Source organism: Streptomyces sp. NPDC047085 (genome assembly GCF_040643735.1).
GTDB lineage: Bacteria > Actinomycetota > Actinomycetes > Streptomycetales > Streptomycetaceae > Streptomyces.
The window spans coordinates 559,487-583,664 of the sequence record NZ_JBEYUW010000003.1; the positions used below are offsets into that span (position 1 = coordinate 559,487).

At 73.0% G+C, this 24,178-nt stretch carries 20 protein-coding genes; 13 read left to right on the top strand and 7 right to left on the bottom strand.

What is annotated here, in order from left to right:
* Window positions 1-13 precede the first annotated feature (13 nt).
* The gene (gene xseA, locus ABZ865_RS13595; protein WP_361228622.1) at window positions 14-1,222 is read right to left on the bottom strand and encodes an exodeoxyribonuclease VII large subunit; all 1,209 of its coding nucleotides are present in this window, start codon (window positions 1,220-1,222) and stop codon (window positions 14-16) included.
* Window positions 1,223-1,370: 148 nt separating this feature from the next.
* Between xseA and ABZ865_RS13600 the strand changes: the two genes are divergently transcribed.
* Together ABZ865_RS13600 and ppgK are read left to right on the top strand one after the other, a co-directional pair.
* Entirely contained in the window at window positions 1,371-2,387 is a 1,017-nt protein-coding gene (locus tag ABZ865_RS13600; RefSeq protein WP_361228625.1) for a 4-hydroxy-3-methylbut-2-enyl diphosphate reductase, read from the top strand.
* Window positions 2,388-2,460: 73 nt separating this feature from the next.
* Complete coding sequence (gene ppgK, locus ABZ865_RS13605) at window positions 2,461-3,222, top strand: polyphosphate--glucose phosphotransferase (protein ID WP_361228628.1); 762 nt, start codon at window positions 2,461-2,463, stop codon at window positions 3,220-3,222.
* A 349-nt stretch (window positions 3,223-3,571) separates the two neighbouring features.
* On the opposite strand, the gene ABZ865_RS13610 is transcribed toward ppgK, so the two are convergent.
* Window positions 3,572-4,183, bottom strand: a complete 612-nt coding sequence (locus tag ABZ865_RS13610) for a DUF6542 domain-containing protein (RefSeq protein ID WP_361228631.1) — start codon at window positions 4,181-4,183, stop codon at window positions 3,572-3,574.
* A gap of 188 nt (window positions 4,184-4,371) precedes the next feature.
* On the opposite strand from ABZ865_RS13610, the gene ychF reads away from it, so the two are divergent.
* Window positions 4,372-5,460, top strand: coding sequence for a redox-regulated ATPase YchF (gene ychF / locus ABZ865_RS13615; protein WP_361228634.1), 1,089 nt, complete (start codon window positions 4,372-4,374; stop codon window positions 5,458-5,460).
* A 51-nt stretch (window positions 5,461-5,511) separates the two neighbouring features.
* Here ychF and ABZ865_RS13620 read toward each other — a convergent pair whose 3' ends face one another.
* Window positions 5,512-6,318, bottom strand: a complete 807-nt coding sequence (locus ABZ865_RS13620) for an arylamine N-acetyltransferase (RefSeq protein ID WP_361228637.1) — start codon at window positions 6,316-6,318, stop codon at window positions 5,512-5,514.
* Between the two features lie 264 nt (window positions 6,319-6,582).
* On the opposite strand from ABZ865_RS13620, the gene ABZ865_RS13625 reads away from it, so the two are divergent.
* A complete protein-coding gene (locus ABZ865_RS13625) occupies window positions 6,583-9,297 on the top strand; it encodes an AAA family ATPase (RefSeq protein WP_361228639.1) in 2,715 nt (904 codons plus the stop codon).
* A 20-nt stretch (window positions 9,298-9,317) separates the two neighbouring features.
* On the opposite strand, the gene ABZ865_RS13630 is transcribed toward ABZ865_RS13625, so the two are convergent.
* Window positions 9,318-10,298 carry a superoxide dismutase gene (locus ABZ865_RS13630; protein ID WP_361228642.1) on the bottom strand — a complete coding sequence of 327 codons (981 nt, stop codon included), beginning with the start codon at window positions 10,296-10,298 and terminating at the stop codon, window positions 9,318-9,320.
* A gap of 134 nt (window positions 10,299-10,432) precedes the next feature.
* On the opposite strand from ABZ865_RS13630, the gene ABZ865_RS13635 reads away from it, so the two are divergent.
* On the top strand, window positions 10,433-10,882 hold the full coding sequence (locus ABZ865_RS13635; protein ID WP_361228645.1) for a MarR family transcriptional regulator: 450 nt from the start codon (window positions 10,433-10,435) through the stop codon (window positions 10,880-10,882).
* Here ABZ865_RS13635 and ABZ865_RS13640 read toward each other — a convergent pair.
* A complete protein-coding gene (locus ABZ865_RS13640; protein WP_361228648.1) occupies window positions 10,871-12,070 on the bottom strand; it encodes a serpin family protein in 1,200 nt (399 codons plus the stop codon). The genes ABZ865_RS13635 and ABZ865_RS13640 overlap by 12 nt on opposite strands.
* A complete protein-coding gene (locus ABZ865_RS13645; protein WP_361228651.1) occupies window positions 12,067-13,332 on the bottom strand; it encodes a serpin family protein in 1,266 nt (421 codons plus the stop codon). The genes ABZ865_RS13640 and ABZ865_RS13645 overlap by 4 nt, the downstream gene beginning before the upstream one ends.
* 109 nt (window positions 13,333-13,441) lie before the next feature.
* Between ABZ865_RS13645 and ABZ865_RS13650 the strand changes: the two genes are divergently transcribed.
* The 6 genes from ABZ865_RS13650 (at window position 13,442) to ABZ865_RS13675 (ending at window position 20,406) form a co-directional block, all read left to right on the top strand.
* A complete protein-coding gene (locus ABZ865_RS13650) occupies window positions 13,442-14,701 on the top strand; it encodes a DUF4190 domain-containing protein (protein WP_361228654.1) in 1,260 nt (419 codons plus the stop codon).
* Window positions 14,702-14,861: 160 nt separating this feature from the next.
* A complete protein-coding gene (locus ABZ865_RS13655) occupies window positions 14,862-15,614 on the top strand; it encodes a GntR family transcriptional regulator (RefSeq protein WP_361228657.1) in 753 nt (250 codons plus the stop codon).
* Between the two features lie 419 nt (window positions 15,615-16,033).
* A complete protein-coding gene (locus ABZ865_RS13660) occupies window positions 16,034-16,225 on the top strand; it encodes an SPOR domain-containing protein (RefSeq protein WP_100828050.1) in 192 nt (63 codons plus the stop codon).
* Window positions 16,226-16,274: 49 nt separating this feature from the next.
* A complete protein-coding gene (locus ABZ865_RS13665) occupies window positions 16,275-16,685 on the top strand; it encodes a (deoxy)nucleoside triphosphate pyrophosphohydrolase (protein WP_361228661.1) in 411 nt (136 codons plus the stop codon).
* A gap of 398 nt (window positions 16,686-17,083) precedes the next feature.
* The gene (locus tag ABZ865_RS13670; RefSeq protein ID WP_361228664.1) at window positions 17,084-17,512 is read left to right on the top strand and encodes an ATP-binding protein; all 429 of its coding nucleotides are present in this window, start codon (window positions 17,084-17,086) and stop codon (window positions 17,510-17,512) included.
* A gap of 305 nt (window positions 17,513-17,817) precedes the next feature.
* Window positions 17,818-20,406: a SpoIIE family protein phosphatase gene (locus tag ABZ865_RS13675; protein ID WP_361228665.1), complete on the top strand. Its 2,589-nt coding sequence runs from the start codon at window positions 17,818-17,820 to the stop codon at window positions 20,404-20,406.
* A gap of 375 nt (window positions 20,407-20,781) precedes the next feature.
* Here the strand turns inward: ABZ865_RS13675 and ABZ865_RS13680 are convergent, their stop codons facing one another.
* Window positions 20,782-22,398 carry a hypothetical protein gene (locus tag ABZ865_RS13680; RefSeq protein WP_361228668.1) on the bottom strand — a complete coding sequence of 539 codons (1,617 nt, stop codon included), beginning with the start codon at window positions 22,396-22,398 and terminating at the stop codon, window positions 20,782-20,784.
* Between the two features lie 173 nt (window positions 22,399-22,571).
* Between ABZ865_RS13680 and ABZ865_RS13685 the strand changes: the two genes are divergently transcribed.
* Both ABZ865_RS13685 and ABZ865_RS13690 read left to right on the top strand, forming a co-directional pair.
* Window positions 22,572-23,705, top strand: a complete 1,134-nt coding sequence (locus ABZ865_RS13685) for a hypothetical protein (RefSeq protein WP_361228671.1) — start codon at window positions 22,572-22,574, stop codon at window positions 23,703-23,705.
* 129 nt (window positions 23,706-23,834) lie between these two features.
* Window positions 23,835-24,134, top strand: coding sequence for a hypothetical protein (locus ABZ865_RS13690; RefSeq protein WP_361228674.1), 300 nt, complete (start codon window positions 23,835-23,837; stop codon window positions 24,132-24,134).
* Window positions 24,135-24,178: the final 44 nt, after the last annotated feature.

A 24,178-nucleotide genomic window follows, 5' to 3' on the forward strand; every position in this document is an offset into this window, starting at 1 on the left:
TAGACAGCGGCCATCAGCCATCGACACGAACCGTGAACTCACCCTCGGCGACCCGCGCCCGCAGCGCCTCGCCCTCCGTCACTTCCTCCGGATCGCGCACCACGTGCCCGTCGGCCCTCTGCAGCACCGCGTAACCCCGCTTGAGCGTGGCGGCGGGGGAGAGGGCCACCACGCGCGCGTGCGTGTGCGTCAGCTCGGAGTCGGCGCGGTCCAGGAGGTGGCCGAGGGTGCGCCGGCCGCGGTCCAGCAGCGAGGAGACGTGGTCGGCACGCTCGTCGATCATCCGGTGCGGGTCCTCTATCGAAGGCCGGGCCAGCGCGTGCGCGAGCCCCCGCTCCTCCCGCTCCAGGAACGCCCCCACGCACCGCCGCGCCCGGTTCCGCAGCAGCCGCACCCGCTCGAACTCCTCGCCCACGTCCGGTACGACCTTCTTGGCCGCGTCGGTGGGCGTGGAGGCGCGCAGGTCGGCGACGTGGTCCAGCAGCGGGTTGTCCGGTTCGTGCCCGATGGCGGAGACGACGGGCGTACGGCACTCCGCCACCGCCCGCACCAGCTGCTCGTCGGAGAAGGGCAGCAGGTCCTCCACGCTGCCGCCACCGCGCGCGACGATGATCACGTCCACGTCCTCGATCGCGTCCAGCTCCTTCACGGCCTGCACGACCTGCGGGACGGCGTGCACGCCCTGCACCGGGACATTGCGCACCTCGAAGCGGACGGCGGGCCAGCGGTGCCGGGCGTTCTCCAGCACGTCCCGCTCCGCCGCGGAGGCCCGGCCGCAGACCAGCCCGATCAGCTGGGGCAGAAACGGCAGCGGCTTCTTCCGCTCCGCCGCGAACAGCCCCTCCGCCGCGAGCGCCTTCTTCAGCTGCTCCAACCGCGCCAGCAGCTCGCCGACGCCCACGGGCCGGATCTCGGCGGCCCGCAACGACAGCTGCCCCCGGGGCGCGTACCACTCCGGCTTGGCGAGCACGACGACACGGGCGCCCTCGCCGACGACATCGGCGACGGCGTCGAACACCTGCCGGTAGCACGTCACGCTGACCGAGATGTCGTACGACGGATCCCGCAGGGTCAGGAACACGACCCCGGCGCCCGGCCGCCGCGACAACTGCGTGATCTGCCCCTCGACCCACACCGCCCCGAGCCGGTCGATCCAGCCCCCGATGAGCCGGGAGACCTCACCGACCGGGAGCGGCGCTTCGGGCGACGTGTTCACAGCCATGCGCCGAGCGTAACGGCCCCCACCGACAACCCGCCCCGCCGTCGCCCCGCGGCCTGCCCCCGGGTCGCGGCCGGTGTCGGACATGCGCCCGCGTCATCCCGGAACGGGACCGGCACGCGATCTCGGCGCCCTCGAACGCGGCCTTACGATGGGTCCCATGACCGCTTCGCCTGGCCGCCGTGTCCTGCTCGCCGCCCCTCGAGGCTACTGCGCCGGTGTGGACCGCGCCGTGATCGCCGTCGAGAAGGCCCTGGAACAGTACGGGGCCCCGATCTACGTCCGGCACGAGATCGTCCACAACAAGTACGTCGTGCAGACCCTGGAGAAGAAGGGCGCCATCTTCGTCGAGCGGACGGAGGAGGTGCCGCCGGGGAACATCGTCATGTTCTCCGCGCACGGCGTGGCACCCGTCGTCCACGAGGAGGCCGCGCGCGGCCGTCTCGCCACCATCGACGCGACCTGCCCCCTGGTCACCAAGGTCCACAAGGAAGCCGTCCGCTACGCCAACGAGGACTACGACATCCTCCTGATCGGCCACGAGGGCCACGAGGAGGTCATCGGCACCTCCGGCGAGGCCCCCGACCACATCCAGCTGGTCGACGGCCCCGAGGACGTCGCCAAGGTCCAGGTCCGCGACGAGTCGAAGGTGGTCTGGCTGTCCCAGACCACCCTCTCCGTGGACGAGACGATGGAGACCGTCGACGCCCTGAAGGCGAAGTTCCCGGGCCTCGTCTCCCCGCCCAGCGACGACATCTGCTACGCCACCCAGAACCGCCAGCTCGCCGTGAAGCAGATGGGTGCCGAGGCCGAGCTGGTCATCGTGGTCGGCTCGCGCAACTCCTCCAACTCCAAGCGCCTGGTCGAGGTCGCCAAGCTGGCCGGCGCCCGGGACGCCCACCTGGTGGACTTCGCGAGCGAGATCGACGAGGCCTGGCTGGAGGGCGTCACCACGGTCGGCGTCACCTCCGGCGCCTCCGTCCCGGAGGTCCTGGTCGAGCAGGTCCTGGAGTGGCTCGCCGAGCGCGGCTACGGCGACGTCGAGCTGGTCAAGGCGGCGGAGGAGTCCATCACGTTCTCGCTGCCCAAGGAACTCCGCCGTGACCTGCGCGACGAGGCGGCCGCCCTGGTCGCCGAGCGCGGTGGATCGGGTACGGCGGACGCGTGACCGTTTCCACGTCCTGGACGTCGTCCCGTACGTCCAGGACGTGACTGTCCGTCGTGCGTCGTAACGTGGGGCCATGCAGATCTTCGGCGTGGACATCGGCGGATCCGGCATCAAGGGTGCCCCAGTGGACCTGGAGAAGGGCGACCTGGCCCAGGAGCGGTGCAAGGTGCTCACCCCGCACCCGGCGACGCCCGACGGCGTGGCCGACGGCGTGAAGCAGGTGATCGACCACTTCGGCTGGACGGGTCCGGTGGGCCTGACCTTCCCGGGAGTGGTCACCGGCGGCGCCATGATCCGTACGGCTGCCAACGTCGACAAGAGCTGGATCGACACGGACGCGCGTGCCCTGTTCGGCGACCGGCTGGGCGGCCTGCCGGTGACGGTGGTCAACGACGCGGACGCGGCGGGCGTCGCCGAGATGCAGTTCGGCGCCGGCCGCGACCGGCAGGGCACCGTCATCCTGCTCACCTTCGGCACCGGCATCGGCAGCGCCGTCTTCGTCGACGGCGTCCTGGTCCCCAACACCGAGCTGGGCCACCTGGAGCTGAGCGGTCACGACGCGGAGAAGCGGGCCTCCAGCAAGGCCAAGGAGGACGAGAACCTCACCTGGGAGCACTGGGCGCGCCGCGTGCGCAAGTACCTGGCCCACGTGGAGATGCTGTTCTCGCCCGAGCTGTTCATCGTCGGCGGCGGGGTCAGCCGCAAGGCCGACAAGTTCCTGCCGCTCATCGAGGGCGTCAAGGCCGAGATCGTGCCGGCGCAGCTGCAGAACAACGCGGGGATCGTCGGAGCGGCGATGCGGGCGTCCCAGATGCAGCAGGGTGGCCAGGGGTAGCCGGGCAGCAGGGGCTTGCCGTGCGGCAGCGGGGCCGGGCCGCAGGGGGGCCGGGGGCGTGCCGCAGGGGGCTTGCCGAGCAGCGGGGTGAGGCCTTGCCGGGCCGCAGGGGCTTGCCGGGCGGCGGCGGGGCCGGGCCGCAGGGGGCCGGGGGCGTGCCGCAGGGGGCTTGCCGAGCAGCGGGGTGAGGCCTTGCCGGGCCGCAGGGGCTTGCCGGGCGGCAGCGGGGCCGGGCCGCAGGGGGGCCGGGGTCGGGCCGCAGGGGGCTTGCCGAGCAGCGGGGTGGGGCCTTGCCGGGCCGCAGGGGCTTGCGGGACGGGGCCTCGGCCCGGTGGTGGCCGCCCGTCGCTCAGCCGCGGCGCCGGCGCCTCCGTACCCACCGCACCCGGCGTACGAGCACGATCACCCCGGCGGCCAGTGTCCCCCCGTACAGCCAGCCCGCCTGCGTGGCGAGCCCGGTGACCAGGCCCATCATCCGGCTGAGCAGCCCCGCGCTGCCGTCGGCGACCGGGAACAGGCCCACGGCGAAGGCGATGGGGACGACGACCGGCGCGGTCAGCAGGTCGCTGCCGCGCACCCACAGCGCGGTCGCCACGCACACCGGCAGGAACAGCACCCCGTACACCGTCAGGGACGCCCCGAACAGCACCTGGTCCAGGCAGCCGAGCAGGAACATGGCCGCCATGCAGAACAGGCCCCCGCCGAGCCCGGTGAGCCGGGGGTTCGGCAGCCGCCGGCCGGGCGGCACCGGCCGGGCGACCCTGACCCGCCGCGGGTCCCGCTGCGCCGCCGGAGCGGGGCGGCGCACGTCGGCCGGGCGGCGTACCTCGGACGGCCTGCGCACGTCGGACGGCCTGCGTACGTCGGCCGCGCGGCGCCGCGCCTGGGGCGGCAGGTGCGCGGGTGGCGGCGTGCCGCGTCGCGATCCGTCGTTCGGGGGTCGCGTTCTGTGCTGCTCCATTGGACCAACTTAGGTCTGTTTATGTGCCGAATCGCCCATCAGACACGCCGATGAGGAGAGCTTGGCCGGACGTTCGACGCTCCCGGGAGCCGCCCGGCGTGGACGCCGTAAACTGGTGGATCGGCCAGTGTCGGTCTCTGGCCCCTGGCACCCACCCCCTGGCCCACTCATCTACGGGAAGTCGCAACGTGTCGCTCACGATCGGAATCGTCGGCCTGCCCAATGTCGGCAAGTCGACCCTGTTCAACGCCCTGACCAAGAACGACGTGCTGGCGGCCAACTACCCGTTCGCCACGATCGAGCCCAACGTCGGCGTGGTCGGCGTCCCCGACTCCCGCCTCGCCAAGCTGGCGTCGATCTTCGGCTCCGAGCGCCTCCTTCCGGCCACGGTGGACTTCGTCGACATCGCCGGCATCGTGCGCGGCGCCTCCGAGGGCGAGGGCCTGGGCAACAAGTTCCTCGCGAACATCCGCGAGTCCGACGCGATCTGCCAGGTCATCCGCGCCTTCAAGGACGAGAACGTCGTGCACGTCGACGGCAAGGTCTCGCCGAAGGACGACATCGAGACGATCAACACCGAGCTGATCCTCGCCGACCTCCAGACCATCGAGAAGGTCCTGCCCCGCCTCCAGAAGGAGTCGCGGATCAAGAAGGACGTCGCGCCGAAGGTCAAGGCCGTCGAGGAGGCCAAGGAGATCCTGGAGAAGGGCGACACCCTCTTCTCCCAGGGCATCGTCCAGGGCACCGAGCGCGCGGAGCTCCTGCACGACCTGCACCTCCTCACGACCAAGCCCTTCCTCTACGTCTTCAACGTCGACGAGGACGAACTGACCGACGACGACTTCAAGAACGAGCAGCGCGCCCTGGTCGCCCCCGCCGAGGCGATCTTCCTGAACGCCAAGCTGGAGGCCGACCTCGCCGAGCTGGACGAGGACGAGGCCCTGGAGCTGCTGGAGTCCGTCGGCCAGCACGAGCCGGGCCTCGCCACCCTCGCCCGCGTCGGCTTCGACACCCTCGGCCTGCAGACCTACCTGACGGCCGGCCCCAAGGAGTCCCGCGCCTGGACCATCAAGAAGGGCGCCACCGCCCCCGAGGCCGCCGGCGTGATCCACACCGACTTCCAGAAGGGCTTCATCAAGGCCGAGGTCATCTCCTTCGACGACCTGGTCGAGACCGGCTCCGTCGCCGAAGCCCGCGCCAAGGGCAAGGCCCGCATGGAGGGCAAGGAGTACGTCATGCAGGACGGCGACGTGGTGGAGTTCCGCTTCAACGTGTGACCGAGCGATTACCGCACGCCGACTGGGTTCTCTTGGCGTGCGGTTTCCGCGTCAGTTCCGGTGGTGGTTCCGCACGGCCGGGACTGAGGTGAGGCCGATGCCGAAGCTGTCCTGATACACCGTGAGCACCTCGTCGTCGGAGGACAGCTCCCGCACCTCGCGGGTTCCGTCGAGCCCGGTCGTGGTCAGTGTGCGGCCGCTGAGGGTGATCCGCCCGCCGTCCTTGGTGAGGCGGGAGCACACCAGCGACTGTGTGAAGTGCGAGGCCGGCGAGGTGCTGTGCCACCAGGCTCCGGCCACGAAGTCGCCGAGGGCGCGCGGGCGCAGCTCCAGCCGGTACTGGGGCTTGTCGTCCCGCAGCACGTCCAGGTCGCCGTGCGGCTCCGGGCCGGGGGCCGCCGCGATCCGCAGCGTGCCGCCGGGGTCCACCTGTTCACCGCGCTCCCCGAAGACGAGCGGGAAGTGGCTCAGCGCCCCGAAGCCCACGTCGGCCAGCCAGTCACCGCCGTCCGCCGTCCGCACCCGCAGCGCGAGGTGGTCGTACGGGATCCCGAGCTTCCCCTCCTTCCCGTACACGCGCGCCGCCAGCAGCGTCACGTCGAATCCGAGTGCGGCGAGCAGCGCTCCGAACGCCCCGTTCAGTTCGTAGCAGAACCCGCCCCGGTGCGCGCCCACCACCTTCTCCAGCAGGCGTCCCTCCTCCAGCACGATCTCCTCACCGAGGTGGATCGACAGGTTCTCGAAGGGCACGGTCTGAAGGTGCCGCAGTTGCAGCTCCCGCAGGGCGGCGTCGGTGGGCGCGGCGGGGCGAGCGGCCCCGAGACGGCGGAGATAGGCATCGGCCTGCGCGGCATCCATGCCCCCAGTCTCCAGCCACCCGTCACGTCGGGCCCACTTGATGACAGCCTGTCGCCCACGACCTTCTCGGCAGCGAGTTGACGACGGCCGGTCTCGGCGGAGCGGGTCGGGCCGGGGCGGGCGGACCGTATCGTATTTCTGGGGTCGGGGGATGGGGACTCGTGGGTTCCGGGGTGAATTCTCCGCAACTCTGCCGCATATATGCGCTGTTCGCTAGGCTTCCCTGCAGTGTCGGGATGGCACCGTAAGGGGAGGGCCACCGTCGTGGACGGACGCGATCGGCTGGAGAAGCACCTCTACGAGCGGGAAGACGAGGTGACGGCCGCTCAGTACGCCGTGGAGCAGATATGCGCGGGCGCCGGGGACGGCGAGGGCAAGCGGGGTGGCCTGCTGTTCTTCAGCGCGGCCGCGGGGCTGGGCAAGACGACCGTGCTGGGCGAGGTCCGGCGCATAGCCGCCGCCCGGGGCTGCACCGTGCTGTCCGCCCGAGGCAGCGAGCAGGAGCACACGGTTCCCTTCCACGTCGTACGCCAGCTGCTGCAGCCCGTCCTCGCGGCCTGCAGCGAGGCCGAGCGGCGCGAGATCTTCGGCGGGTGGTACGAGATCGCCGGGCCGGCGGTCGGTCTGTTCGCTCAGCAGAACGGTTCCGCCGTACCGGACCCGCAGGGCGTCCGGGACGGCCTGGACTGGGTCGTCACCCAGGTGGCCGTGCGCCGGGCACCGGTCGTGATCGTCCTCGACGACGCCCACTGGGGTGATCTGGAGTCGCTCGCCTGGCTGGCCGCGTTCGCGGTGCGGGCGCGGGAACTTCCCGTGCTGGTGGTCCTCGGCTACCGCCCGGACGAAGTACCCGCCGAGGCCCAGACGTTCCGCGAACTGATCGACGGCCGCAGCGCACGCCCGATCCGCCTGCACGCCCTCAGCCCGGAAGCGGTGGGCGAGCTGGTGCGGAGTTCGCTCGGCGCGGGAGCCGACGACCTCTTCTGCCGCGAGTGCTGGGTGGTCACCGGCGGCAACCCCTACGAGGCCGTCGAGCTCATCGCCAGGGCCCAGGACCGCGGCCTCGCCCCGGACGCGGAGTCGGTCCCGCTGCTGCGCGAACTCGGCGCGAGCGCGCGCGGCACCGGACTGGTCAAGCGGCTGGAGAGCCTCGGCCCCGCCGCCGTCCGGCTCGCCTGGGCCGCCGCGGTGCTCGGTACCGAGATCTCCCCGGAGCTGGCCGCTGCGGTGGCCGGACTGCCACCGGCCGAGGCCCAGAGCGCACTGGACCAGCTGCGGGTCGCTCGCATCCTCACGGGCACCCGCACGCTGGAGTTCATCCATCCGCTCATCGCCACCGCCGTGTACCAGGCCATCCCGCCGGCCACCCGCACCGCGATGCACGGCCAGGCCGCCTGGGCGGTGGCCGACGCGGGCCTGGGCATCACGGCCGCCGCCCGGCACCTGCTGGAGACCCATCCCGAGGGCGACCCGGAGACCGTCCGGCAACTGCGCGCCGCCGCGCGCGAGAACCTCCGCCTGGGCGCGCCCGACGCCGCCCGGCGCTGTCTGGAACGCGCGCTGCGCGAACCACCGGCGCCCAAGGACCGCGCGGGCGTGCTCTACGAACTCGGCTGCTCCGCCCTGCTCACCGCCCCGGCCACCACCGTCAACCACCTCACGGCGGCCCTGGAGCAGCCCTCCCTGGACTCCGCGCTCCGGGAGGACGTCACCTTCCGGCTGGCCCAGGCCTTCGCGCACAACGACCAGCTCGCCAACGCGGCCGCCGTCGCGGAAGCCGAGGCCGCCCGGACGGAGTCCCCCCGAGCGCGGCTGCGCCTGCAGGCGGCGCACTATCTGTGGCTGGTCTTCGACGCGCACGAGGCGCAGGCGCCCGTACGCTCGGCCCGGCTGGCGCAGCTTGCCGAGCAACTGTCCGGAACGGGCATCGAGGAACGGGCCCTGCTGTGTCTGCGCACCTGGGACGCGATGCTGCGCGGGGAGCCGGCCGCCGACACGCTGGCCGTCGCCGCACGCTCCCTGGGCCTGAGCTACACCGACCCGGAGTGGGGCTTCGAACTGCCGAGCATGACCGCGCTCAGCTACATGTACGCCGACGAGTGCGACCGCGCGGAGGAACTGTTCACCTCGGCCATCGCCGAGTGCGAACGGGTCGGCTGGGGCGGCGCCCACCTCTCCTTCGGCTTCACCCTCCTCGGCCTGGTCTGGTACCGGCGCGGGATGCTCGGCAAGGCGGAGGACTGCGCGCGTGAGGGAGTGCGCCTGGCCGAGCGGGTGGGCCCCCGCGTGCCCGCCCAGTGGTACGCGGTCGGACTGCTGCTCGACGTCCTGCTGACCCGGGGCCGGGTCGAGGAGGCGCTGCGCGTCGCCGAGACGTACGACTTCGCGCCCCCCTACCCGAACGCGGTGGTCTTCCCCGACACCCAGACGGTCTGCGGACGGCTGCTTCTCGCGCGCGGTCTGCGCAAGGAGGCCGAGGCCCAGCTCACCGCCGCCGGGAAGCGGCTGGAGGCCAAGGGCATCCTCAACCCGACCTGGTGCCCGTGGGCCGGACACCTCGCAGTCGCCGTCGCCGACGAGGACCCCGGGCGCGCCCGCGCCCTGGCCGCGGAGATGCTGCGCCGGGCGGAGCACTACGGCACGCCGACCGCCATCGGCGAAGCGCTGGCCTTCAGCGCGGCGGTGGCCGAGGACGGCGACGCCCTGCCGCTGCGGGAGCGCGCCGTGGAGGTACTGAGCGGGTCCCCCAACCAGCACGCGTACGCGGAGGCGCTGATCGACCTCGGCGCTGAACTCAGGCGCGCCGGCCACCCCGACCGCGTGGCCGAGCTGCTGTCCGAGGGTGTCGAACTGGCGGACCGGTGCGGTGCCGACCTTCTCGCCGAGCGAGGCCGCGCGGAGTGGGCCAAGGCCGGACTGCGGCTGCACGGGCAGCGCACGGTGGTGCAGCGCGGAGTGAGGGCGGCGGGGCACGGCTGACCCCGCCCGGGGAGGGCGGTTCAGATGCCCGACACCCGCGCCACCGTGAACGGCGTCTCCGGTACGCCCGGTCCCATCGGGCCGCCCTTGTCGAACTGCGAGCGCACGACCAGGAGTCGGCCGTGGGAGCGGGCCAGGGTGGTGGGGACCTGGAGGGCCGGGTCGGTGAGGCGGTGTTCGAGGCGGGCGGTGGTGCCGTCGGCGGACAGGCGCCAGCGGGTGAGGGTGTTGGTGGCGTTGTGGGCGGCCCACAGGGTGCGGTGGGACAGCTCCAGGCCGTCGCCGTGGACGAGGTCGCCGCCTTGGAGGGTGACCTGGCGTACGGCGCCGGTGACGGTGTCCACGCGGAAGAGGCCGCCGCCGGTCATGTCGACGGCGAACAGCAGGCGTCCGGTCGGGTCGGCGACGATGCCGTTGAGCGTGAACGAGCCGGACGGGTGGGACGGCACGGCGCCGCTCAGGTCGTAGTGCGGGGTGAGGGGCAGACGGCCGCCCCGGGCGCGGGCCACCTCGGCGGGGGTGACGCGGTAGAGCACGGGCAGCACGCTGTCGGTGAGGTACGCCGTGCCGTCGTCGGTGATCACCAGGTCGTTGAGGAAGCGGGTGTCGCCGGCCGGTACCTCGAAGCGGGCGACGAGGGAGCGGTCGCGCAGGTCGTAGACGTCGACGCCGGTGGTGGAGTCGATGACCCAGAGCCGGCCCGCGCGGTCGGCCTTCAGGCCGTTGGCGGTCGTACGGCCGTCCGCTCCCGCCGGCAGGAAGACCTCGGCGGTGCGGCTGCCGGCCGCGGCGCGGTAGACGGCGCCGGTCGTGTACGAGCCGACGTACGCGTCGCCGGTGCGCGGGTCCAGGGCGATGCCCTCCGGGTAGACACGGTCGCCGGGGAGGGTGAAGGCGGTGGCGATGCGGGGCCGGGTGGCCGCCCGGGCGGGGAACGGGGCCGCGGCGACGGCGAGGGCGGCGGCGGTCGCGGTCAGGAACGTGCGGCGGGGCGTCGACACGATGAGTGCCTCTCGGTTCGATTCGGGTTCTCGCTTAGCGACGAACATGAACGTAAGTTAGAGCTCTAATCATCGACAAGGGATTAATTTCAGCCAGAGCGCGAATGGGTGTACGTGCCCGCTACCATGCGCGGATGACGTCCATGCCCGCCGCCGAGCGCCTCGGCTCCCACCTCAAGCGGGCCGAGCAGGCCCTCAACGCGACCAAGACCGCGGTCCTGAAGCCGGCGGGTCTGACGGTCGCGCAGTACGCCGCGCTGCTCAACCTCTCCGGCAACCCCGGCATCTCCGCTGCCGCCCTGGCCCGGCTGTGCGGAGTCACCCCGCCCACCATGAACACGGTCCTGAAGAACCTTCAGGACCGTGACCTGATCGTGCGCACCCCGCACGAGTGGCACAAGAACGTGCTGGAGACCCGCCTCACCGACGCGGGGCGTGCCGTCCTCGCCGACGCCGACACCCGTGCCGTACGGGTCGAGCGGGCCCTCGCCGCCGAGTTCACCGACGACGAGCGCACCGCGCTGACCGCGCTGCTCGCCCGCTGCGTCCGCGTGCTGGAGGAACAGCGCCCCTCAGGACCATGAGGCCATGGGCGGGTAGGGCGACGGATCCGTCACCCAGCCGGCCACCAGCACCAGCCGGGACGCGCGGTCGACGGCGAGGAAGCCGAAGGGGCGGTCGAAGAGGGCACGGACGACCGTGGTCTCGTAGCGGTACTGCGGGACGCCGCCCGGGGCCGCCATGACGGCCGTCACCGCGCCCGCCCGGAAGCCGAGCGCGCCGAACCGGGCGACGGCGGACTGGCGGGCCGTCCCGATGGCGAGCGGGGCGTCGCTGATGCCCGGGAAGTGGGCCGCCCGCTGGTCCTGGGCCGTGACCAGCCCGAAGAGGCCGGCCCGCGCCAGCAGGTCGTGATCGGCGCGCACCTCGAACGCCGCCGTCCGCACGTCCAGCGTGACCGGCTCCGGCGCGGTGGCCGGCTCGCGCTCCACGTGCAGGCCCGGACCGACGTGCCCGAGCGGGAGCCGCCCGCCCTCGGTGACCGCGAGCGCGCGCTCCACGACCCCGATCCCGGCCGCGAGTACCTGACCCGGCGTCATCCGCTCCTCGCCGAGCACCAGATGCACGTCGAGGCCGTTGTCGCCGGGCACGGTCAGCGCGGTCACATAGCCGTCCGGGGAGCTCGTCACGCCGACCCGGTCCGGCCGTACGCTCCGGCGGTGCAGCCCGAGCAGCGAACGGCCCTGCCAGGGCCCGGCCGCCGGGCGCAGCATCGTCTCCGTGAACGGGTGCCGCCAGTCCGTGCGCAGCGAAAGGGCGCTCGCCAGCACCATCCGCGCGTCCCGCGTCAGCGTCACCGGCATCCGCTCGACCAGCCCGCCGGTCCGCTCCGCCGCCCAGGCGTCCAGCCGCTCTTGCGCGGTGACCAGATCGTCCCCGAACACGCCCTGCGTCCGCGCCGGCAGCCCCGCCCGCCACTCCTCCCGCAACCGCAGCGCCTGATGCGTCCACAGCCCGAGCGCCGCGTCCAGCCCGGACACGTCCTCCAGCCCGGCCAGCAACTCCCGCGCGGCGGCGGCCGCCTGCTCCGCGGGCACCCCGAGCGCCGAGGCCAGCTCCGCCCGCGCGGCGCCCGTCGCACCATCCGCCAGGAAGGCCAGCAGCGGCCACACCCCCGGCGCCGAGAGCACCGTCCCTTCGGGAAGCGCGTGCGCCCAGCGGGCGGTGAGGCCGTTGACGTTCCGGACCGTCTCGGCCGCGACGCTGCTCATACCGTGCTCTCCCCGTTCTCCCCGTTGTCCCAGTCCTCCCCGTTCTCCCAGTCCTCCCAGGGCTTTTCGACGAACTCCAACGGGTCGGTGACCCAGCCCGCCGCCAGGACCAGTCGCGCGTGCCGGCGCAGCGCGAGGAAGCCGAAGGGGCGGTCGAAGCGGGCCCGGACCTGGGCCGTGACGTAACGGACGGTTGGTGCCGCGCCGCCGGGGATCCCCCCGAACGCGTTCACCGCCGCCGCCTCGAACCCGAGGGCCCCGAACCGTGCCGTCGCCGTCTGCCCGGCCGATCCGATGGCGAGCGGGGAGCCGCTGATGCCGGGGAAGTGCCCCTGCCGGGCGTCCAGGGCCGTCGTCAGCCCGAACAGCCGGTGCAGTTCCAGCAGATCGTGGCTCGCCGTCACGTCGTACGCGGCCGTGGTGACGTCCAGCGTGGGCGGCTCCGGTGCCGTGGACCACTGCTTCACCACGGACAGGCCCGGCCCGACCTCGCCGTACGGCAGCCGGGAGCCCGGTACGACCGCGTGCTCGCGCGCGAGGATGCCGATGCCCGCGCCCAGCACCTGCCCCGGGGTCATCCCCTCCTCCCCGAGCAGCAGATGGACGTCCAGCCCGTCGGTGCCGAGCACCCGCAGCTCGGTGACGTGTCCGTGCGGGGTGTCCGCCACGCCGACCCGGTCCAGGACGGAGGTCCGCCGCCACAGGCCCAGCCGCTCGGTCCCGGCCCAGGGCTCGTACGCCGTCTCCAGCGGTGTCTCCTCGAAGGGCCGCAGCCACCGTGTCCGCAGGGTGAGCGCGCTCGCCAGCACCAGCTCGGTGTCCGGCGTGAGGGCCACCGGCATGCGCTCGATCAGGCCGCCGGTCCGCTTCAGCGCCCAGGCGTCCAGGGATTGGTGGTCCACCGAAGGATCCCCGGTGAGCACGCCGTGCGTGTCCGCGGGCAGCCCCGACGCCCACGGCTCGCGCAGCTCCAGGGTGCGCTTGGTCCACAGGCCCACGGCGCTGTCCAGTCCCGCCATGGCGGCCAACCCGGCGAGCAACTCCCGTGCCGCCTCGGCCGCCTGACCGGCCGGAAGCCCCACGGCCTCCGCCAGCTCCGCCCGGGCCGCCCCCGTCGCACCGTCCGCGAGGAGGGCCAGCAGGGGCCAGACGGCGGTCGCCGAGAAGGCTGTGCCCTCCGGGTGCGCTGCCGCCGCCCAGCGGGCGGTGAGGCCGTTCACCGCCCGGACCGTCGCGCCGTCGAACCGGCTGCCCACCCTCATTCCGCCCCCACTTGTGCCGCGCTTACCATGCGCACTCGTACATCAGCCCGGCCGCCTGCCGCTCGCCGCCCCCGCGGCTGCCGCCGCCCGACCCAGGAGCACGGTACCGGTGTCCATACCTCCGCCCAGCGACCCCCACCAGCCACACGGGCCGTCCCAGCCGCCCCAGCCGCAGCAGCAGGGGCCGTACGGGCCGCCGTCGTACCCGCAGCCACCGGCGTATCCGGGCCCCTCGGCGTACCCGCAGGGGCCGTACAACCCCTATGCGCCGCCCGGGTACCAGCCGTGGGGCCAGGGTTACCGCCCCTACAACCAACCGGCGCCCGTCAACGGCCTCGCCATCGCCTCCCTGGTGCTCGGCGTGCTGTGCTGCCTGCCGGGCGTGGGGCTGCTGCTCGGACTGATCGCGCTGGGGCAGATCCGCGGCCGCGATCAGCGCGGCAAGGGGCTGGCGATCGGCGGCTCGGTGCTGTCCGGGATCGGGCTCGCGCTGTGGGTGCTGCTGCTCACCACGGGCGGCCCGTCCGACATCTGGCAGGGGATCAAGGACGGCGCGCGCGACGGCGCGAGTGTCTCGCTGGCCAAGGGCGAATGCTTCGACGCGCCCGGCGGACGGCTGAGCGGCGAGGCGCGCGACGTCGACAAGGTGCCCTGCGCACGCGAGCACGACGGCGAGGTGTTCGCCTCCTTCCAGCTCCGCGACGGCCGTTACCCCGGCGACGACTCCGTGGCCGACAGCGCGGACAAGCGCTGCTACGACCTCCAGGACACCTACGCGATGGACGGCTGGGCCGTCCCCGACGACGTCGACGTGTACTACCTCACCCCCACCGAGGACAGCTGGACGGCCGGCGACCGCGAGGTCACCTGCGTGTTCGGCAACGTGACCGAGGGCGAGAACCTCACCGGCTCGCTCCGCAACGACGAGACCGTCCTCGACCCCGACCAGGTCGCCTATCTGAAGGCCGCCCACGTGCTCAACGCGGCCATGAACACGGCACCGGACGCGGAGTACGTCGAGGACGACCTGCCGGGGCACAAGGCCTGGGCGGGGCGCGTGTCGGCGGCCCTGGCCGAGCAGGCCCGGATGCTGCGCGGGCACGACTGGCCCGCCGGTGCCCGCACGCCGGTCACCGCCGTGGCCGCCGACCTGGACCGGGCGCGCGCGGAGTGGACGAAGGCGGCGAAGGCCGAGGACGCCGACGCCTTCTACCTGCACTACGACACCGGCCTCAAACTCCTCGCCCCGAAGGTGTCGGTCCCCGCGCGCAAGGCCCTGGGGCTCGAGACCACCCCGCCAGTCGACGACGACGGCGGCTCGGACGACGGCGGCTCCGGCGACGGAGGCGGTGCGGCCGCCGAGGTGTGATCGTCGGTGGAGCGGGGAGCTATAGCGGGGAGAAAGTGCCTGGGTAAAGCCCTCCCCAGGGCCAAGTCATCACATCGAGTGATTCTCTGGCCCTTGCTTGCGTGGGACAACCCACGGTTGCCAGGCTGTTGCTGTCTGTACAACCTGATGGGAGCGGCCAGTGACTTTCGGTGAGCAGCCGGCGTACCTGCGCGTCGCGGGTGATCTCCGCAAGAAGATCGTCGACGGTTCACTGCCGCCCCACACCCGCCTCCCCTCCCAGGCCCGCATCCGTGAGGAGTACGGCGTCTCGGACACGGTCGCGCTGGAGGCCCGCAAGGTACTGATGGCCGAGGGGCTGGTCGAGGGCCGCTCCGGCTCGGGGACGTACGTGCGCGAGCGACCGGTGCCGAGGCGGGTGGCCCGCTCCGGATACCGGCCGTCCGGTGGCGCCACGCCCTTTCGGCAGGAGCAGGCCGAGGCCTCGGCGCGCGGCACCTGGGAGTCCAGGAGCGAGCAGGCCGAGGCCGGGGCCGCCATCGCCGAGCGGCTGGCGATCAAGCCGGGCGAGCGGGTCATGCGCACCAAATACCTGTTCCGGGAGTCGGGGGAGCCGATGATGCTCTCCACCTCCTGGGAGCCCCTCGCCGTCACCGGCCGCACCCCCGTGATGCTCCCCGAGGAGGGCCCGCTCGGCGGGATGGGCGTCGTCGAGCGCATGCGGGCCATCGACGTCATCGTGGACAACGTCACCGAGGAGATCGGCGCCCGCCCCGGCCTCGCCGAGGAACTCCACATTCTCGGCGGGGTCCCCGGACACGTGGTCCTCGTCATCCAGCGCACCTACTACGCCTCCGGCCGCCCGGTGGAGACCGCCGACGTCGTCATCCCGGCCGACCGCTACCGGGTCGCCTATCACCTGCCGGTGAAGTAGCGCCCACGGCCACCGCGCACGCCAGCGAGGCACCGCGGAGGACCCGCAAGGCACCGCGTGCGGCCCGCGAAGCGCCGCGCGCGGCCTGTGAAGTAGCGCACATCGGGTACGCCGCTCGGGCGTGCCCCGCCGCCCAACTCCCGGCCCACTCCTCCATCGGCCGCTGCAATCCGGCCGTTCTCCCAGGTGATCGGGTGTCCGCCCGTGCCACCCCGCCCCATGACACCAGTGCTCACGGGGGCGCGTTCGTTGTCGTGCGCCCCCTGTGTTCTGGCTGGTTGCGTACCTCTTTGTGAAAAGACGTATTCGCTGCGTGAAGGTTGGGCGTACGCTCAGGCATATGCGGATTGCGGTTTCCTTAGGCGAGGCAGCCGGGCGTGGGGGAGGGCGGGGCAGTGCGAGAAGGAACGGTGGGGGCGATGAGTGAGGGTGCGGTCGCTCTGCCCTGGATCGTCATACGACAGGACGACAACGGCAATCGCTACCGCGTGGGCCGGTACGCCACCCGGGCCGAGGCCCAGAAGATCGCCGACAGTCTCGATGACCGCGGCCACAAGCAGCTCTACTGGGTCGAGCGCATCGGTCAGAACGGCGACGGCACGCACAACTGACCTCAGGTGCCCCCGACCGACCATCGGAGGGCTCCCGTAGGCTCCGCCCATGACCGAACGGATCGTGGTGGTGGGAGCCGCCCTGCTCGACGCGGGCCGGCTGCTCGCCGCACGCCGTAGCGCGCCCCCCGAGCTGGCCGGGCGCTGGGAGCTGCCCGGCGGCAAGGTCGAGCCCGGCGAGCGACCCGAGGACGCCCTGGTGCGCGAACTGCGCGAGGAACTCGGCGTCGAGGCCGAGGCCGTCGAGCGCGTGCCGGGGGAGTGGCCCCTGAAAGCCCCCTACGCCCTGCATGTGTGGACCGCCCGCCTGCTCCCCGGCTCGGCCGCTCCGGAGCCCCTCGAGGACCACGACGAACTGCGCTGGCTCACCCCGGACCGGCTCTGGGAGGTCCCCTGGCTCGACCAGGACGTCCCGGCGGTCCGCGAGATCGCCGCCCGCCTGGCCGCCGGAACGCGCTAAGCGCTCCGCTGGAAGTGCCGTGATGTGCCGTCGATTGTCTGCGGCGCCGTCGTGGCTGGTCGCGCAGTTCCCCGCGCCCCTTCAGGGCGCTGCCGAACCGCAACCGACTTCGCCCGACCTGCTTGGCGGGACAGGCGACTTGGCGGGCCGCGGGATCCGAGGGGATCCGAGCTCGTCGGCGGTTCGCCGAGTGTCACGGCGGGCCGGCGGCACCGAATCCCTGGCGTGCCCGTCCGGGCCGGTGCGGCACGGTGGGGGGCATGCGGTGCGTCCCCAGGTCCCCGTGCGGACCGTGCGGCGCGCCTCGTACGCCGTTCGTGCCACTGTGCGCCCACCCGCGCGGTACTGCCCCGCGAATACCGGGTATGTCCCCATTAACCCCGTGAAAACGGACACGTATGGGCTGGCTGGCCTGGGAAGTGATCGGCGTGATCGACACCGAAGGCAACTGGGCCGAGTGGACCTTTCCCGCGGAGCCGGGCGCCGTGCGCAGTGCCCGTGACGCGGTCCGCGGCCAGTTGCAGGGGTGGGACCTCTGCTCCCTCGCCGACCTCGCGGCGCTGCTGGTCAGCGAGCTGGTGACCAACTCCCTGCGACACGCCACCGGACCCATCGGGGTACGGCTGGTGCGCCCGGCCCGGACCGGCGACGCCCTGCGGGTGGAGGTCTCCGATCCGCTGCCGGACCCACCGCGCGAACGTGTCGCCCGCCCCGAGGACGAGAACGGCCGGGGACTCCAACTGGTCGCCGGCTCCTCGCGGCGCTGGGGCACCCGGCCCGGAGAGACAGGCAAGACCGTCTGGTTCGAACTCGCGGTGCCCGGGTGAACCGGGGGCACACCAGGGTGGCGACGGGGGCATGCCGGGGGCGGCGGGGAGCAGCGCGGGGTGTACATGCGCCGGTGTGCCGTCCATGGCCGATTTCTGTCCAACGGAGCATTGCCCGTTGCGTGATTCGAGGGCGTGTCCGCTGGTTAGAAGACTGGATGTGTTGTCGCCGCCCGGTCCGAAAAACACCTGGACCGAGCTGTGATCGTGAACACCGTGTCATGCGGCGCCGTAGTGCTGGATACTGCGGGCAGCCGCCCCCGGTGACCGGTGCCGGGCGCGGTGAGCTGGAGGGGACGGTTCGCGTGAGCGAGATACCAGCGAAGGCCACGGAGTCCGAGGACCCGTCGGACGGCGCGGGGAGTCAGGCCGCGGAAGGCGCCGCGGTGCCCGGAGACGCCATGTGGCAGAGCAGTCCGCCCGGCTCCATCTACGACTACATCAAGGTCGCGTCCTTCTCCATCGGCCCCGGGGGACTGGTCGACCAGTGGAGCCTGCGCGCCGAGCAGCTCTTCGGCATCCCCGCCGGGCGCGCCGTCGGCATGGACCCCATAGAGGCCTTCATCGACCCCGACCTGCGCGACCGCGGGCAGCGCAAGATGGCCGAGATCCTCGACGGGCGGGAGTGGACCGGGGTGGTCCCCTTCCGGGCGCCGGACGCGGAGGACGGGGCGCGCGGCGAGGACGGGCTCGCCGAGGTCTACGTCATGCCCACCCGGACCGCCGAGGGGGAGAAGGCCGCCGTCTGCATCGTCGTGGACGTCCGCACCCTGCGCAGCATCGAGACCGACCTGGCCGCCTCGCAGGCGATTTTCGGTCAGTCTCCCTTCGGATTCCTGCTGATCGACACGGATCTGAGAGTGCGTCGGGCGAACATGCGGTTCGCCTCCATCTTCGGCGGGACCCCCGACGACCACCGTGGCAAGGGGGTGCACGACTATCTGCCGCGCGGTGAGGCCGAGCGGGTGTCGGCCACCCTGCGGCGGGTGCTGGAGACCGGCGAGTCCATCACCGACATGCATGTCACGGGCTTCGTACCGGACTCCGAGGAACGCCGGCACTGGTCCGTCAACCTCTACCGCGTGCACAGCGGCAGCGGCCGGCCGATCGGTATCGCCTGGCTCGGCACCGACATCACCGCCCGCCGCGCCGCGGCCCGCGAGGCCGCCGCCGCCCGGCGCAATCTCGCCCTGCTCAACGAGGCCGGCGCCCGCATAGGGAACTCCCTCGACCTGGAGACCACCGCCCGCGAACTCCTCGACGTCGTCGTCCCCGGCTTCTGCGATCTCGCCACCGTCGACCTCTACCAGGGTCTGCTCACCGGCGACGAGACCCCGCCCGGCCTCGCCGACGGCAGCGCGGAGCTGCGTCGCGTCGCCTTCGCCAGCGCCGTCTCCGACGGACCCTTCCCCGGTTCCGGCGAGTCCGTCGCGGTCGGCGCGGTCCACCACTTCCCGTTCAACTCGCCCTGCGCGGACGCCCTGCGCACCGCACGGCCGAAGCGCGTCCCCGGCGAGGAGGGCGGGCTCGTGCAGTCCACGCTGGCCGTGCCGATGGTCGCCCACGACACGGTCGTAGGTCTCGCGCGGTTCGCCCGTACGAAGGGCAGCGAGCCGTTCGGGGACCGCGACCGGGACCTCGCGGTCGAGCTGGCCGCGCGGGCCGCCGTCTGCATCGACAACGCGCGCCTGTACCGCCGTGAGCACGAGCGCGCGCTGATACTGCAGCGGTCCCTGCTCCCGCCGGGCGACCCCGAGGCGTCCGGCCTGGACATCGCCTGCCGCTATCTGCCCGGCAACGCGGCCACCGAGGTCGGCGGTGACTGGTTCGACGTCATCGAACTGCCCGGCCACCGTACGGCGTTGGTGGTCGGCGACGTCATGGGGCGCGGGCTGCGCGCGGCGGTCGCCATGGGTGAACTCCGTACGGCCGTCCGCACCTTGGCCCTGCTCGACCTCGAACCCGCCGAAGTACTCTCCGCGTTGGACGAGATCGCCCGGGGCCTCGGCACGCCCGGCGGCGTCCAGCAGGCCACCCGGACGGCCCGCCAGCCGCGCGACGCGGACCTCTCCGAGGTCTACCTCGCGACCTGCGTGTACGCCGTGTACGACTCGGTCACCCGGCGCTGTACGTTCGCCAACGCCGGGCATCTGCCGCCGGTGCTGGTGGAGCCCGGCGAGGCGGCCCTGATGCTCGACGTGCCCCCGGGGATGCCGCTCGGTGTGGGCGGCGAGCCCTTCGAGGAGGTCGAGGTCGAACTCCCCGAGGGCGCCCTGCTGGCCCTCTACACCGACGGCCTGGTCGAGTCCCGCGACCACCCGCTGGACGAGGGCCTGCAGGCCTTCGTCGGCGCCCTCACCGACCCCTCCCGCCCCCTGGAGGACGTCTGCGACCACGTCCTCAACACCCTCGACACCCACCACGGCGAGGACGACATCGCGCTGCTCATGGCCCGGGTGCAGGGGCTGCCCGCCGAGTCCGTCGGCGACTGGACGCTGCCGCGTGAGCCGCGGAGCGTGGGGCGGGCGCGGGAGTACGCCCGGGGGCAGCTGCTCAGCTGGGGTCTTGAGGGGCTGGTCGACACCACGGAGCTGCTGGTCAGCGAGCTGGTGACGAACGCGCTGCGGTACGGCGAGGGCGAGATCAGACTCCGCCTGCTCCTGGACCGGACGCTGGTGTGCGAGGTCTGGGACTCCGGCCTGGTCCAACCGCGCCGGCGCCGCGCCCGGGACACCGACGAGGGAGGGCGCGGCCTGCAACTGGTCGGCCTCCTCAGCGCGGCGTGGGGCTCCCGCCGGACGCCTCGCGGCAAGACGGTCTGGTTCGAACTCCCCCTCCCCGGCGGCGAAAACCCCCTCACCGACCCCGCGGAAGCGCTACTGAGCCTCTTCTGACCGTGCTTGCCCACCCACCCACCCGACTCGGCCAGCTACAGGGGTGACCGTCACAGGGGTGAGGTGGGCTTGGTCGGCTCGGTCGGCTGGGGGTGCTGGCGGGGGTTGGTTGTGCTGTTCCGGCTGGCTGCGTGGGTGCGGTCACGGGTGGGGTGGGCTGTCGGCTCGGGCGCCTGGGGGTGTCGGCCGGGAGTCTCCGTCGGCTGTGTGGGTGCCATCGTGGGCCGGATGGGTGTGATCGGGTCGGCCGGGTCTGGGGCTGAGGCCACTCCATCGCCTCGCAGTTGCGTCCCGATCGAGATGGGTCCGTCGGGGGCAGCCGTCAGCCGCCAGCCGTGAAGGGAGCTTGGGGCCGTGGGGGTTGGCAGGGTGTGGTCAGTGGAGGTGGAGGCGGTTGCGGGTTTGGGGGCCGCCGAAGGTGGTTGGGGGGCCTGCGTCGGGGTCTTCGGTGAGGAGGATGCCGCCGAGGACGGCGCCGGGGAGGCCGGCGGGCAGGGGGGCGGAGGCGGCGTAGGGGTTGCCGTGGGTGCGGACGTCGCGTTCGGCGAGGTCGCGGGCCTCTCGGGCGAGGGTGTCGGCCTCGGCGCTGTGTCCGGGCGGCTCGCGCAGGGACATCCCGGAGGTCTTGGCCGAGACCGTCGCCGTACCGCCGTCCAGCGTTCGTATCGCCGCCGACAGTCGTGTCCGGGCCTCCGCGCCGACCGCGCCCCGGTGCACGGTGACGTAGTCCTCCGCCTCGCCGACCGTGCTGCGGGCCACGAGCAGGGCGGCGGCTTCGATCACCCCGGACCGGCCCACCTCCAGCCGCTCCACCGCCCGCGCGATCCGTCGTAGCGCGTCGACGGGGTCGTACGGCCCCGCGGTCAGCTCTTCCCGTACGGCGGCGAGCACGCCGTCGGCGTGGGCGAGGCGGGCGTGCAGTTCGCCGGCGGTGAGGGAGACCGGGGCATCGCCCTTCCGCGCGGCCGCGATCTCCGCCTCCGCGCCGGTCAGCGCGGCCGGCACCATCCCGGCCGCCTCCCGCAGCTCGGCCGCGAGCCGCTCCACTCCGCCCACGAGGACACCGGCCTGGGCGATCGCGCCCTCGGCCGCGCGCAGATGCCGGGCCGCGCGCCGGTCGTCGTGCGCGTCGGCGGCCTGGCGGGCCTCGTTGAGCTGGGAGGTGGCGAACACCAGGCGGTCCTTGGCCTGTTCGACGGATCCGATGACGGGCTCGGCCGCCGACGGGCCGTACCGGTCGTGCAGTGCGGACGCGGTGCCATGGGCCGCCGCCGTCCGCGCGGTCAGGTCCCGGAAGCGCCGTTCGGCGACCGCCAGCGCGCCGTCCACGCCCTCCTCCAGCCCCCGCAGCCGGTCCATGGCGTCCGCCTCGGAATCCAGCCGCCGCCCGGCCTCCGCGCACCGCCCGACCACTCCGACCAGCGCCTGCCGCCGGGCGCTCGCCTCCGCCGGAACCCCCTCCTCGTACCGCCCCCATATCGCGAACGCCGCCGCCAGCTCGGTCTCCGCCGCCCGCACGGCATGCCGGAACGGCTCGACGGCCTCCTCCCCGAACCGGTCGGCCACGAAGGGGAGTTCCTCCTTGCAGCCGCGCACACAGTCGTCGGCCAGCACCAGCGCGGCACGGGCCTGCCGCTCGGACTCGGCCGGCGTGGGCACGGGCGGCGCCGTCGACACCAGGCCCGGAGTCGTCCGGGTCCGGGCCCGCCGGGTGCGCCGCAGGTAGCCGTACCCGGCCAGCACCCCGGCCGCGCCGACCACGACGAGGGGCATCAGCAGATCGGTCGCCGACGTGTCGTCCTGATCCGCCGCGGCGGCACTCGCGACCGGCCGGTCCGGGGCCACGGGAACCGGATCTCCCGCGCCGACCGTCATCACCGGCAACGCCAGCCACCCGGTGCCGATCACGGCACCCACCACGGCATGCGCCACCCGCACCCGTATCTGCGCCGCGACACGCCGGGGTCGGCCCCGAACCAGGGAGGACGTCACATTTCGGAGCGTATGGGGAGGTAGGCGCCTCCGCGAGTGGGGCGGATACGGCTGGGGGACGAGAACAACAGGGGTTCGGGATGGACAGCGCACGGCACGACCGAGAAGCAGAAGAACCGACGGAAGCGGCTGCGGAAGTGCGGACGGAAGAGCCAGCGGAAGTGCCTGCCCCGGTGACCGCCGATGCCGCCGACGGCGAGCACCCCCCACAGGGGCCACCCGCAGCCGACGACGTGAGCCGCACGGGTGGTGCGGGTGGGAGCGAAAAGACCGAAGGCGAAGCCGAGGGCAAAACCCCCCGCCACCGCCTACGCACCCTTCGCCGCGCCACCCTCCTGGTCCTCCTTCTCCCCCTCCTCGCACTCCTCACCGCAGAGACAGCCCTCCGCCTCAACTACGCCGGCACCCCGAAACACGGCACTCACACCCGCCACAAGGACGCCCTCTGGCTGGGCCATGCCTGGATCGACGGCCGCAAGACCGACGCGGACGTCACCGCCCTCGCCCACCGCCTGGAAGGCACCGGCATCCGGGACCTGTACGTCCACGCGGGCCCCCTCGAGCACGACGGCACCCTCCCGAAGTCGGCCTATCCCAGGGCCCGCCACCTGATATCGGCCCTGCACCGCGCGGCGCCCCACGTCCGCGTCCAGGCCTGGCTCGGCGACAAGCTGGCGACCGAGGACCGCGACGGCCTGCGTCTGGACCGCGCCGCCACCCGCACCGCGATCCTCGCCTCGGCCCGCCGGATCCTGGACGCCGGCTTCGAGGGCACCCACTTCGACCTGGAGCCGCTCCACTCGGGCGACCGCGACTACCTCACCCTCCTCGACGACCTCCACGCCCTCACCCGCGCCCGCCACGCGCAGCTCTCCGTCGCCGCCCACCAGATCGACCCTCTCCCGGCCCTCCACTCGGTCGCGGGCACGCTCACCGGCCACCCCAAGTGGTGGTCGCAGGCCTATTTCGGCCAGGTGGCCCGCCGCGTCGACCAGATCGCCGTGATGTCGTACGACACCGCGCAGCCGATGGAGAGCCTGTACGGCGGCTATGTGGCCCAGCAGACCAGCCTCGCCCTGGAGGTCACGCCCGACTCGACCGACCTGCTGATGGGCCTGCCCTTCTACCACGACGACAACCTCGGCCACTGGGCCCGCGCCGAGACCGTCCCGGCCGCCGTACGCGGCGTCCGCCTGGGCCTGTCCCGCACCGACGCCGACCGGGCCCGCTTCGGCGTCGCCCTGTACGTCGACTTCGCGGCCACGGAGGCGGACTGGCGGGCGTACCGGGAGGACTGGTGCGCCTGACCTGGCCCATGACCTGACCCATGGCCTGACCCTGACCTGACCGGGGCCCGTCGTTCCTAACGGATTCCATACGCGGGAGCGCCGAGCCGAGCCTGGCGCGATTCCTACCCCGGTGGGAGCATTTTCGTCATGCACATGTACCTGGTCGCCGCGGACGTGTTGCTCGTGGCGCTGATGGTGGGGTTCGGCCTCGCGGGTATTACGCGGGGCTGGGTGATCCCGTTCGGCCGGCACCGGATCCTGCGGCCGAAGCTGTGGGGGTACGGCCAGCTGATGGGTGCGTTCGGGTTCTCCCTCTGGATGTTCCTCGGGGTCCTCCCCACCCGGTTCGATCTGCTCGCGCTCAGCGGCTGGTTCATATTCATGGCGAGCCTGGGCGTCACGGCGCTCGCCCAGCGCCCCGGCCGCACCCCCGGACCCCGGCCCTGATCGCTGGGAGTGGTCTACCTCTGGCCGTTCCTTTCATGACCCAT

What these genes read in the sequence shown, in the direction of transcription:
- xseA (WP_361228622.1), bottom strand. Translation starts at nt 1,222, where the DNA reads ATGGCTGTGAACACGTCGCCCGAAGCGCCGCTCCCGGTCGGTGAGGTC.
- ABZ865_RS13600 (WP_361228625.1), top strand. Translation starts at nt 1,371, where the DNA reads ATGGGTCCCATGACCGCTTCGCCTGGCCGCCGTGTCCTGCTCGCCGCC.
- ppgK (WP_361228628.1), top strand. Translation starts at nt 2,461, where the DNA reads ATGCAGATCTTCGGCGTGGACATCGGCGGATCCGGCATCAAGGGTGCC.
- ABZ865_RS13610 (WP_361228631.1), bottom strand. Translation starts at nt 4,183, where the DNA reads ATGGAGCAGCACAGAACGCGACCCCCGAACGACGGATCGCGACGCGGC.
- ABZ865_RS13620 (WP_361228637.1), bottom strand. Translation starts at nt 6,318, where the DNA reads ATGGATGCCGCGCAGGCCGATGCCTATCTCCGCCGTCTCGGGGCCGCT.
- ABZ865_RS13635 (WP_361228645.1), top strand. Translation starts at nt 10,433, where the DNA reads ATGACGTCCATGCCCGCCGCCGAGCGCCTCGGCTCCCACCTCAAGCGG.
- ABZ865_RS13640 (WP_361228648.1), bottom strand. Translation starts at nt 12,070, where the DNA reads ATGAGCAGCGTCGCGGCCGAGACGGTCCGGAACGTCAACGGCCTCACC.
- ABZ865_RS13645 (WP_361228651.1), bottom strand. Translation starts at nt 13,332, where the DNA reads ATGAGGGTGGGCAGCCGGTTCGACGGCGCGACGGTCCGGGCGGTGAAC.
- ABZ865_RS13660 (WP_100828050.1), top strand. Translation starts at nt 16,034, where the DNA reads ATGAGTGAGGGTGCGGTCGCTCTGCCCTGGATCGTCATACGACAGGAC.
- ABZ865_RS13665 (WP_361228661.1), top strand. Translation starts at nt 16,275, where the DNA reads ATGACCGAACGGATCGTGGTGGTGGGAGCCGCCCTGCTCGACGCGGGC.
- ABZ865_RS13670 (WP_361228664.1), top strand. Translation starts at nt 17,084, where the DNA reads ATGGGCTGGCTGGCCTGGGAAGTGATCGGCGTGATCGACACCGAAGGC.
- ABZ865_RS13690 (WP_361228674.1), top strand. Translation starts at nt 23,835, where the DNA reads ATGCACATGTACCTGGTCGCCGCGGACGTGTTGCTCGTGGCGCTGATG.